A 12,487-nucleotide genomic window follows, 5' to 3' on the forward strand; every position below is an offset into this window, starting at 1 on the left:
TAGACCTGGGTGTTGCCCACGGGCCGGCCGATGGGAATGTCACCGGCCAACGCGTCCTCGAGGGTGATGGTGTGAGTGGTGGTGAAGGTGGTGTTTTCCGTCGGCCCGTAGCCGTTGAGCAAGTGCTTGGGTGGCGAATGGCGCAGGACCTTTTCGATGCGCCGCGGATCGAGCACGTCGCCGCCGACCATCAGGTAGCGCAGCGCGCCGAAGGCCGGCGCCAGGGCCTCGGCGTACTGATGGAACAGCCCGGCGGTGAGCCAGAGCACGCTGACTTCGTGGTGCAGCAGGTGCTCGTTGAAGCGGGCCGCGTCCAGCAGGGTTTCCCTGGGGCAGACCACCAGGCAGCCGCCGTTGAGCAGCGCGCCCCAGATCTCCAGGGTACTGGCGTCGAAGGCCGGGTTGGCGGCGAGGGCGAAGCGGTCCTGGGCGGTGAACGCGGCGAAGCCGTTGTTGCGCACCAGCCGGGTGATGGCGCGGTGCGGCACCTGCACGCCCTTGGGCGTTCCGGTGGAGCCGGAGGTGTACATGATGTAGGCCGGTGCCTCGCTCGACACTGTCACAGGCTGACGCGGCGGGGTGGGTTCGTCCGCAGTCGCAAGGCGATCCCAAGGGCACAAGATCTGGTAGCCGGAACCTTGCACCGACGCGTCCGGGTTCTCACAGAGCAGCCAGGCGCTGGCACAGTCGTCCAGCAACGCGCGTTGACGCTGCAGTGGGGTGGCGGTGTCGATGGGCACGTAGGTCGCGCCGTTTTTCAGGATCGCCAGGAGCGCCGTGACCAAGCGCGGGCCGCGCGCAAGGCTCAGGGCGACCCGGGCGCCCGGGGTGACGCCGTGCTCGGCCAGCCAGTGCGCCAGATGCTCGGCCTGTTGGTCGAGCTGGCGGTAACTGAGCAAGTAGTCGCCGTCCTGCACCGCGGTGGCGTCGGGCCGGCGCTGGGCCTGGGCCTCGAACAGACGGTGCAGGGGCTCCTCGGCAGGGTAATCGCGGGTGGTTTCATTGAATCCGTGGAGCACCTGCCGACGTTCGTCCGCGCCGAGGATCGACAGCGCCTGGAGCGGCTGCTGGTCGTTCTCGACCATCGCCTGCAACGTGGCGCACAGCGCCTGCCAGTGACGCTCGACGGTGCCGGGGTCGAACAGCGCCGTGGCGTAGGTCAGCCGACCGCCGATCACGCCGTCGCGCTCATACAGGTTCAAGGTCAGGTCGAACTTGGCGCTGTCCTCATCGGTGGACAGCGGGGTCACTTCCAGGTCGCCCAGGGCCAGGCTCGGCTGCGGAGCATTCTGCCAGGCCAGCATGACCTGGAAGATCGGACTGTGAGCCAACGAACGCGACGGGTTCAAGGCTTCCACCAATTGCTCGAAAGCCAACTCCTGGTGGGCCTGGGCATCCAGCGCGGTGCGCCGTACCTGGGCCAGCAGCTCGCCGACCTGGCTGACCCGGTCGAGGCGCACCCGCAACGCCTGAGTGTTGACGAAGAAGCCGATCAGCGGCTCGACCTCGGCACGGGTGCGATTCGCCAGCACCGAGCCGATGACCAGGTCATCCTGACCCGACAACCGGCCAAGGACCACCGACCAGGCGGCCAGCACGGTCATGAACAACGTCGTGCCGTGGCGTTCGTTCAAGTGCTTGAGGGACCGCACCAGCGCGGCGTCGATGCTCAGCTCCAGGCTGGCTCCGGTGAAGTCCTGTCGGGCCGGGCGCGGCCGGTCCAGGGCCAGGTTCAATGAAGGGGGCGCGTCGGCCAGTTGGGTGCGCCAGTAGTCCAGTTGCTCAGCGATGCGTTGCGCCTGGCGTGGGGAGCGTTGCCACAGGGCGTAGTCGGCGTACTGGATGGCCAGCGGTGGCAGCGGATCGGCTTGCCCCCGGCTGAAAGCCCGGTACAGCTCGCTCAACTCTCGGGTCAGCACGCCCAGGGACCAGGCGTCGCCGACAATGTGGTGCATGGTCACCAGCAGGACGTGCTCCTGCTCGGCCAGGCGCAACAGGCGGGTGCGAAACAGCAGGCCGTCGGCCAGATCGAAAGGCGCCTGGGCTTCAGCGATGTAATGGGCCTGCAACTGTGCCGGCGACTGATCCCGCAGGTCAAAGCACGGCATCACCAGCGAATGCCCGGGATCCACCACCTGGCACGGCTCGCCGCCGTCGGACACAAAACGGCTGCGCAAGGCTTCGTGCCGCTCGACGATGCGCGCCAGCGCGGCGCCCAGGGCCGCTTCATTCAGCTCACCGCGCAGCCGCAGGCCTCCGGCCATGTGGTAGGCCGCGCTGGCCTGGGCATCCAGGTGCGCGATGAACCATAGGCGTTGCTGGGCAAACGACAACGGCAGCCGCGCCGGCCGTGGACCGGCCGGGATCGGTGCCGCACCGTGGAGCCCGGCCGCGCCCAGGGCTTCGATGGCCCGTGCCTGGCGTTGCAGCGTCGGGTGATCGAACACACTGGCCAAGGGCAGTTCGACCCGCAATTGCTGACGCAGTTGGGAAACCAGTTGCACCGCCAGCAGAGAGTGGCCACCGGCCTGGAAAAAATGCTCGCCGCGGCCAATCCGTGGCCGGCCCAACAGGCGCCCCCAGATCGTCGCCAGTTGGTTTTCCAGCGGCCCCATGGGCGCTTCGAAGTGTCCGCTGGCGGCCTGTTCCGGTGCCGGCAGCGCGCTGCGATCGAGCTTGCCGTTGGGCGTCAGTGGCAGGGCGGGCAGGGCCACGTAGGCGCTGGGTTGCATGTACTCGGGCAGTACCGCCGCCAGGGCGTCGCGCAGTATCGCCTCGTCTGGCGCCGCTTCCGGCTGGGCCACCCAATACGCCACCAGCCGCGCATCCCCGCTCGGCTCCTGACGAGCCACGACCACGGCATGCTGCACCCCCGGAACACGCGCCAGGGCGCTTTCGATCTCGCCCAGTTCGATACGATAGCCGCGCACCTTGACCTGGAAGTCGTTGCGCCCCAGGTAGAGCAGTTGCCCATCCTCGGTCCAGCGACCAAGGTCGCCGGTGCGGTACATCCGCGCGCCGGGCTGGGCTGCGAAGGGGTCCGGGAGGAAACGCTCCTCGGTCAGCACCGGCCGGTTCAGGTAACCCCGAGCGACACCGGCGCCGCCGATGTACAGCTCGCCCACCACGCCACGGGGCACCAGTTGCCGGTGCGCATCGAGCAGGTAGACCTGGGTGTTGTCCAGCGGCCGACCGATACCCGGCACAAAGCCTTCGGCGCGGTCCATCGCCACCCAGGTCGAATAGGTGGTGGTTTCCGACGGTCCGTACAGGTTGCACAGGCGTTGCACGTCACTGTGGTCGAAGATCCTTTGCACCAGGCCCTGCTTGAGTGGTTCGCCGGCCAGGTTGACCACCCGCGTTGAGGCCGGGATCGCCGCGGCCCCCACCAGCGCATCGAGCGCCGAGGGCACGCTGTTGATCAGGGTGACGGGCACCGGACGGTCGAGCAGGGCCAGGGCATTGGTGGCCAGGTGCAGGGTCGCGCCGGCGGCCAGGGGCACGAAAAATTCGAAGACCGCCAGGTCGAAGTTGATCGAGGTGGCGAACAGGCTGTCGCGCAGACTTTCGGCGTCGAAGACGCGCAGCGCCCAGTGCAACAGGTTGCAAGCATTGCGGTGCTCGATCATCACGCCCTTGGGCAGGCCGGTGGAACCCGACGTATAGATCACGTAGGCCAGGTGCGCGCCGGTCAGGCCCAGGCACGCCGGGTCCGGATTGTCGGCCGGTTGCTCGGCCAGACGGACCTGGGTCTGCGGATCATCCAGGCACAGGGCGGTGCAACCCGCCGGTGCCGTCACGCTGGCTTGCAGTGCGGTGGTAGTCAGCAACGCCTGGGGCGCGCTGTCTTCGAGCATGTGCGACAGCCGCTCGCGCGGGTACGCCGGGTCCAGCGGCACATAGGCCGCGCCGGCCTTGAGGATGCCGAGCAGGGCGACCAGCAGATGCGGGCCGCGTTCCAGGCAGATCGCTACCCGGCTGTCCGGCTGCACGCCGGCGCACAGCAACAGGTGGGCAAGGCGATTGGCCTGGGCGTTGAGCGCTCCATAGGTCAACGGAGTGGCGCCATCGGCCGCGTCGAAACGCGCGGCGATGGCCTGGGGCTGGCGTTCCGCTTGGCGTTCCAGGGCCAGGTGCAACAGGTCCCGCTCGGGCAGCGGCCGGGCAGTATTGTTGAACGTGCGCAGCAGTTGCTCACGCTCCGCCTCCGGGAGTATCGAAAGATGGCAGGCCAGGTGCTGGGGTGAGTCTTCCAGCGCGGCGAGCAGGTTATCCAGGGCCGTTTGCAGCCAGCCAAGCACCGGGGCCGCGCCCACCAGGGGATCGATTTGCAGGCTCAGCGAAAACCCATCGCCCAGGTCGTCCACCGACAGGTTGAAGGGATAGTTGGTGCGTTCCTCACCGCCCAGAACCTGCATGCCATCGAGCACCGGGGCAGGCCCCTGGGCCGTGCTGTGCCGGTAGTTGAGCAGCGCCGAGAACAGCGCCGTGCCGCTGGGCAGCGCGCTGCAGCGTTGGGCCAGGCCCAAGGGCGCGTGCTCATGGGCGATCAACCGGCTGAGTAACCCGTGGGTGTCGCGCAGGGCCTGCCTCACCGGCACCGCCAGGCGCACCCGCAACGGCAATGTATTGATGAACAGGCCCATGGCGGTGGCTGCTTCGGCGGCGCCCAGCAGGCGACCGAACATCACCGTGCCGAACACCACGTCGTCACGGCCGCTGGTCTTACCCAGCACCAAGGCCCAGGCCAGATGGAACAGACTGGCGCTGCTGACTTCCAGGCGGCGCGACAGTTCGCGGATGCGCCGGCTCAGATCCAGCGCCAGCGGCGCTTCCAGGGTCTGCACCTGGCTGCCGTCGCCGCGCACATCGAGCAGCCCGCAGGGCGCGGTGGGCTCGTCAATATCGCCAAGCAGCTCGGTGAAGAATGCCGCGTGTTGCGCTTCGCTCAGGCCCTGGCGGGCGCGCACCACGAAATCACGGAACGGGCGTGGCGGTTGCAGGTCGGCCAGGCGGCCCTGCTGGATCGCCGCGACCTCGCTCACCAGCCGCTCCAGCGATGTATGGTCCATCACCGCATGGTGGTGCAGCAGTTGCAGCAGCCAGCGACCGTTTGCCGGATCCGCTGCAGCCACCGCGCGCATCAGGGGTGCCTGGCGCAGGTCCAGCCGATGCTCCCTGGGATCGGTCCAGGTGCGCAGCGTGGTGGCCACGTCGCCCGCTGGCGGGCTGAACAGTTCCAGCGTCAGCGGGGCCTGACGCCACACCACCTGGACCGGCGCATCGAGACCTTCCCAGGCCAGCGCGGTGCGCAGGATGTCGTGGCGGGCGATGGCCTGGTTGAGAGCGTCCATGAAGCGGCGCAGGCGCGGTTCGTCATCGAAGGCCAGTAGCACGTGCAGCAGGTAGGTATCGCCACGCTCCTGGAGCAGGTGGTGGAAGAGGATGCCGGCCTGCAGGGGCACCAGCGGGTAGATGTCCTGGATATTGGCGGCACCGCCCGGAACGCTGGCGACGATGCCTTCGATCTGAGCCGCGTCGAGCTGGCAGAGATCGAGCAGCGCCGGGGTGATGGCGGTGGTACCCGCCGACAGTCCGCTGGTGCCGGCGGGCTGCGCCGCGGGCTGGCGCAGGGCTTCGATCAGCGCCGGCTTGTGGCTGCGCAGGAGGGCGATCAACTCCTGGTCGGCCAGCACTTCATTGTCGGCCACCACCGAGAGTTGGTCGCCGCGCAACGACAGGGTCACGCCGCGGTGTTTGAGCAGAGCCAGCAGTTGATCCGCAGTCACAGGAGCAGTTCCTTCAATGGAGTAGTGGCCGCGGCCAGACCGGCAAGGGTCGGTGCGGTGAACAATTGGCTGATGTCGACCCGCAGGTGGTGCTGGCGCATGCGCTCCACCAGCCCCATGGCAATCAGCGAGTGGCCGCCGAGGGCGAAAAAGTTGTCGTGTCGGCTGACCCGCTCGACGTTCAGCAGCTCGCACCAGATGGCCGCCAGGGCTATCTCGATGTCGCCTTGGGGGGCTTCGTAACGGGTTTGCACGTACGCCTGGGCGTCGGGTTCGGGCAGGGCATTGCGGTCGAGCTTGCCGTTGGCCGTCAACGGCAGGCTATCCAGGCGCACATAGGCGCTGGGCAGCATCGACTCGGGCAAGCGTTCGGCCAGGGCCGTCCGCGCCTGTGCTGGCGTAGGTGGCGCGTCGCCCAGCAGGTACGCGATCAGTCGGGCCACGCCATGGCGATCGGGGCGACCGACCACCACCGCTTGCCGAACACCGGGCAGCGCCAACAGATGGCTTTCGATTTCCCCCAGCTCGATGCGGTGCCCATGGATCTTCACCTGGAAGTCGGTGCGGCCAAGGTAGCTGAGGCTGCCATCCAGCTCCCAGCGGCCGAGGTCGCCGGTGCGATACAGTCGCGCGCCGGGCTGGGTCGAGAACGGGTCGGCGATGAACCGCTCCCGGGTTAGCGCCTCGCGCTGCCAGTAGCCACGGGCCACGCCTTGGCCGCCAATGTGGATTTCACCTACCACCCCCAGCGGCGCGCGCCGACCGTGATGATCGAGCACCTGCACCTGAGTATTGGGCAGAGGCTGGCCAAGGCTGGGCAGCGGATGCTGGTCCAGCCAGGCGCTGGTGGTGTCGACCGTACACTCGGTCGGGCCGTAGACGTTCAGCACCCGCACGCCGGGCTCACCGGCCAGTTGCTGCCAGAGCTCTGCGGGGACGGCCTCGCCGCCGAGCAGCAGGCGGCGGGGCAACGGCTGGGGCAGGGCCAGCGTCTGGCGATGCTTGAGCAGCGCTTGCAACTGGGTCGGGGTGCAGTCGAATAGGGTTACCTGCCGGCTCTGCAGGTAATCGAGCAGGGCCGCTGCGTCCAGGCGCACGCGTTTTGGAATCAACACCAGGCAGTGGCCGCTCAGCCACTGACACAGCTGCTGGACCGAGGCGTCGAAGGCCACCGAGGCGTTGAGCGAGCAGCGCGTACCGGCTGGCAGGTCAGCCAGACGCTGGTGCAACCCGGCCCAGAGGTTGAGCACCGAGCGGTGCTCGACCATGACGCCCTTGGGCTGGCCGGTGGAGCCTGAGGTGTAGATCAGATAGGCGAGGTCGCTGGGCTGGGTGCCGATGTTCGGATCGTCGGTTGCGGCCTGCTGCCAGGCGGCACCAACGGCATCCAGGCAGATCAGCGGCCCGGCGTCGAATGTCGGCAGCCCCTCGCGCACTCGCTCCTGGGTGAGCAGCGCCGCCGGAGCGCTGTCTTGCAGCATGAAGGCCAGCCGCGGCGCCGGATAATCGGGGTCCAGCGGCACATAGGCGCAGCCGGCTTTCCACACCGCCAGCAAGGCGATCGCCAGGTGCGCTTCGCGATCCAGGCACACCGCGACCCGTTGCCCGGGTCGTACACCCTGGTCCAGCAAGTGATGGGCCAGGCGGTTGGCCTGTCCGTCGAGCTGTCGAAAGCTCAGTTGGCGATGCTCGTCGATCAGCGCAAGGGCGTCGGGGCGGTGAGCGGCCTGCTCGGCGAAGCGCCCGTGCAGGGTGCCGTCGGGCGCTGACACGGACAGCACTGGGTTGAGGCGATTCAACCGTGCTTGCTCGGCGGCGGGTAATACGTCCAATGACTGGATGTGCCCATCGTCGGTCTGTTCCAGCGCTTCCACCAGGGCGTGCAGGGCCGTCAGCATGAAGTTCAGCAGCCGTTCCGGCGCATGGTCGGGGTGGGTCTGGGCGGTCAGTTGGAAACCTTCGCCCAGATCGTCCACCGCCAGGTTGAAGGGGTAATGGGTTCGCTCCTCGCTGTGCAGCAGGGTCATGCCGGGCATGGCCTGGTGCACATTGGCTTGGCCGGCATGGCTGTAGCGGTAATTGAACAACGCGCTGAACAACGCCGTCCCCGGCGCTATCGCGCTGCAACGCTGGGCCAGGGCCAGCGGGGTCTGCTCGTGGCAGAGCAGACCGTTGAGGGTGTCCTGGACCTGCCTAAGGGTGGCGTGGACGCCGCCGTCCAGGCGCACCCGCAGTGGAAGGGTGTTGATGAACAGGCCCAAGGTCCGGTCGGCGTGGGCGCCGGCCTGCAGGCGGCCGAACAGTACCGTGCCAAAGACCACATCGTCGCGCCCACTCAGGCGCCCCAGCACCAGGGCCCAGGCCAGGTGGCAGACACTCGCCGCGCTCACCCCGTGGACTTCGGCCTGGCGACGCAGGCGGCGCGCCAGCTCCGACGCCAGCGGCTGCTGGTGTTCCAGGGCCTGCCAGCGGGGATCGGTTTGCAGGTCAAGGTCGAAGGGCAGGGTGGGTTCATCCAGATCGCCCAACTGCTCGCTGAAAAAAGCGCGGGCGGCGGCCACCGCTTCTGGTCGCCGGGCCTGGGCCACCAAGGCTCGGGTGCTGGTGGGCGGCGGCAGGTCCGCCGGGCGCCCGCCCTCGATCAGGGCGATCTCTTCGATCATCAATTCCAGGGAGGTGTGATCGACCACCACATGGTGATGCAACAGCAGCAACAGCCAGCGCTCCTGCGCCGGGTCAAAGGCCACCCGGGCCTCGATCAACGGGGCCTGCCGCAGGTCGAGGCGGTAGTGGCGCGGGTCGGCACTGGCCTGCAGCCGCGCCGCGATGTCGTCACCCTCCAGCGCCAGGCGCCGAGGCGTGAACGCGACCTGCCGCAGCACCACCTGCACGGGTTCCTCCAGGTCCTCCCAGAGCACCAGGGTGCGCAGCGCGTCGTGCCGGCCGATGACCTGGCCCAGCGCCCCGCAGAAACGTTGCAGGCGCGCCTCGTCGGTGAAGGCCAGCAGGCTGCGCAGCACATAACGATCGCCCTCGCGCTGGGCGCGGTGGTGATAGAGCATGCCCTCCTGCAAGGGGCCCAATGGATAAATGTCCTGGATATTGCCGGCGCCGCCGGGCACTCGTGCCGCGATCAGGTCGATCTGCGCCTGGGGAAGGGTCACCAGATCCAGCATCTGTGGGGTGATGCGGGCGCACGGGGTCGGGATGGTGCTTACGCTTGGTGCCGGCGCCGGAACGCTGGCCAGTTTTTCCAGGCGCAGCGCCTGGGCGGCCAGTGTCGAGCGTTCGAACACGCTGCGTATGTCCAGGTCCCAGCCATTGCGGCGCAACTGTTCGAGTAATTGCACCGCCAGCAGCGAATGCCCGCCAAGGCTGAAGAAGTCGTCGTCACGGCTGATTTCCGAGACGCCCAGCACCTGGGTCCAGATGGCCGCCAGCCGCCGTTCGGTGTCCCCTTGCGGCGCCTGCCTGGCGGCACTGCTGGCCTGTGCCTCGGGCAGCGGCAGGGCCTGGCGATCAAGTTTGCCGTTGGGGGTCAGTGGCAACTGCTGCAGGGCGACGCAGGCGCTGGGCAGCATATAGTCCGGCAAGCGACTTTCCAGATAAGCGCGTACTTCAGCCAAGTCCGGAACGGGCGTGGTCGAGACCTGCGCCACCAGATAGGCCACCAACCGCGGATCACCGGCAGGGCCAGGCTGCGCCAGCACCACCGCTTCGCGCACCGCCGGCATGCCCAGCAACTGCGTTTCGATCTCCCCGAGTTCGATGCGGAACCCGCGTACCTTGACCTGGAAGTCGTTGCGTCCCAGGTAATCCAGCGAACCATCGGCCCGCCAGCGCCCCAGGTCACCGGTGCGGTACATGCGCGCCTGGGGATCCTCGACGAAGGGGTCGGACAAAAAGCGTTCTTGGGTCAGCTCGGCACGATTGAGATAACCCCGCGCCACGCCTGCTCCGCCGATGTAGATCTCACCGGCCACGCCCAACGGCACCGGTTGGCGATGACGGTCGAGCAGGTAGACACGGGTGTTGTCCAGGGGCCGGCCGATGCCGGGCTGGTAGCCCCCGGCACGGTCCATCGACAGCCAGGTGGAATAGGTGGTGGTTTCCGTTGGCCCATAGAGATTGCAGACCCGTTGCGTCGCGCTGCGGGCGAACAATTGCTCCACCAGTCGCGGCTTGAGCGGTTCGCCCGCCAGGTTGACCACCCGGGTGCTGTCCGGGACGGCGCCGACCCTGACCAGTTCTTCCACCGCCGAGGGCACGCTGTTGATCAGCGACACCGGGCAGGGTCGGGCCACCAACGCCAGGGCGTTTTCCACCAGGTGCAGGGTCGCGCCGGCGGCGAGAGGGACGAAGCATTCGAAGACCGCCAGGTCGAAGTTGATCGACGTGGCGAACAAGCTGCGGCGCCATTCCTCGGCGTCGAAGTTGCGTAGTGCCCAATGCAGCAGGTTGCAGGCGTTGCGGTGCTCGATCATCACGCCCTTGGGGAGGCCGGTGGAGCCCGAGGTGTAGATGACGTAGGCCAGGTGCGCTGGGCCCAGGTCCGCAACCCTGGGGTTTTCCGTGGGCAGGGTCGCCAACCGGTCCCGTAACTGCGCTGCATCCAGGCACCAGCATTCGACCGCCGTGGCCGGTAACCCACTGGCCACGGCCTGGCTGCTCAGGACCAGCCGGGGCGCGCAGTCTTCAAGCATGTGCGCAAGACGCGCCGGCGGGTAGTTGGGGTCCAGCGGTACGTAGGCCGCGCCGGCCTTCAAGGTGGCGAGCAGGGCGACCAACAGGTCTGGACCCCGTTGCAGGCTGATCGCTACCCGGTCATCGGGGCGCACCCCGGCCGTCAGCAGGGCGTGGGCCAACTGGTTCGCCTGCTGATTAAGCTGGGCATAGCTGAGCTGGGCCCCCGCGGTCGTTTCGAACTGCGCCGCCACGGCGTCGGGATGCAGTGCCGCCTGCCGCTCGAAGGGCTGGTGCAGCAGGGTGTCCCGTGGATGCGCCTGCCGTGTGGCGTTGAACGCTTCCAGCAGTTGCTGGCGTTGCTCCAGAGGTAGGATGTCCAAGGCACAGGCTCGGGTGGCCGGTGCGGTTTCCAGGGTCTGTGCAACCACCTCCAGGGCCCGAATCATTTGCGCAAGGACCGCGTCGACGCAGACTGAACGATGGACCTGTCCGGTCAGGGCAAAGCCTTCGCCGAGGTCATCGATGGACAGGCAGAACGGGTAGTTGCTGCGCTCCTCGCTGCCCAGCAGGCGCACCCCTGGCAGGTCGAACTCTGGGCGGGCCGAGCGTTGTGCCTGGCTGTGGCGAAAGTTCAGCAGCGCTGAGAACAACGCTGCCTGGGTGGGCAGCGCCGTGCAACGTTGGGCCAGGGCCAGTGGCGCATGTTCATGGTCGAGCAGTTCGGTCAGTCGTCCATGGGTCTGGCGCAAGGCGCTGTACAGGGGCATGTCGAGGTCGATGCGCAGGGGCAGGGTATTGATGAACAGCCCCAGGGCCTGCTCCACCTGCTGGCCGGCACTGAAGCGGCCGAACAGCACCGTGCCGAAGACCACGTCGTCGCGGCCGCTGGCCTTGCCCACTACCATTGCCCAGGCCAGGTGGAACAGGCTGGCGACGCCCACCGCCTGGGTCTTGGCCAGTTGCCGCAGGCGGCGGGCCAGGGCGGGGTCGAGTGAGCGCTGGGCCTCGCGGTTGTCGCGGCCGGAGCCCTGGACGTCGTGCAGCGCGTAGGGCAGGGTCGGTTCGTCGAGGTCGCCGAGCAGCCGTTTGAAATAGGCCTCGGCGCTGGCCTGGCGCCGAGGCTCGCGGGCCTGGGCGACGAATCGGCGAAACGCCACGCTCGGAGGCAGCGGATGCCCGGGATCTTGCATCAAGGTGCGGACTTCGCCGAACAACAGCGCCAGGGTGGCGTGGTCGATGGCCAGGTGGTGGTGGACCAACTGCAACTGCCATTGGCCGCTGGGCGCGTCGAAGCGCACGTAGGCCTGGGCCAGTGGTGCGCGGCGGATGTCCAGGGGCTGTTCGGCGAAGGCGTCCCATGCCTCCAGCCAGACCACCGGCAGGGGCGCCTCGCGCCAGACCACTTGCACCGGCTCGTCCAGGCCTTCCCAGAGCACGGCGCTGCGCAGGATGTCATGGCGGGCGATCACCTGATCGAAGGCGGCGATGAAGGCGTCCAGTCGTGGGCGGCTGTCGAAGGCCAGTGTCGCGCGTAACAGGTAGGCGTCGTCGGCCGGTTGCAGCAGGTGCTGGAACAGCAAGCCTTCCTGCAGGGGCGCCAGGGGGTAGATGTCCTGCACGTTGGCGGCGCCGCCTTCCACCGCCGTCACGATCAGGTCGACCTGAGGCTGTGGCAGGCTGAGCAACGGCAGCATGGCCGGGGTGATGCGCTTGCAGTCCGGCGCGATGGCGGGTGCCTCAGGCAGCGCCTGTGATTTGGCCGGCCCCAGCGGATTCTCCAGCAGCAGTGCCAGATTGAGCAGGTTCGCCGCGCTGAACAAATTCCCCACGTCCAACTGCCAGCCTTCGGCCCGCAACTGCTCGACCATCTGCACCGCCAGCAACGAATGCCCGCCGAGGGCGAAGAAGTTGTCCTGCCGACCGACCCGCGGCACCCCGAGGACCTCGGCCCACAGCTCGGCGAGTCGGGTTTCCACTGGCCCTTGGGGCGCTTCGTAGCAGTGCAGGGCGAA

The 12,487-nt window shown here is 68.1% G+C and carries 2 protein-coding genes; both read right to left on the bottom strand.

What is annotated here, in order from left to right:
* Positions 1-5,789, bottom strand: a 5,789-nt coding sequence (locus BM317_RS29180) for a non-ribosomal peptide synthetase (protein ID WP_170866291.1), incomplete at its 3' end; no start/stop codon positions are given.
* Entirely contained in the window at positions 5,786-12,451 is a 6,666-nt protein-coding gene (locus BM317_RS29185; protein ID WP_092477162.1) for a non-ribosomal peptide synthetase, read from the bottom strand. The genes BM317_RS29180 and BM317_RS29185, both read right to left, overlap by 4 nt.
* Positions 12,452-12,487 lie beyond the last annotated feature (36 nt).

This window comes from Pseudomonas sp. NFACC24-1 (assembly GCF_900115235.1).
GTDB lineage: Bacteria > Pseudomonadota > Gammaproteobacteria > Pseudomonadales > Pseudomonadaceae > Aquipseudomonas > Aquipseudomonas fluorescens_AA.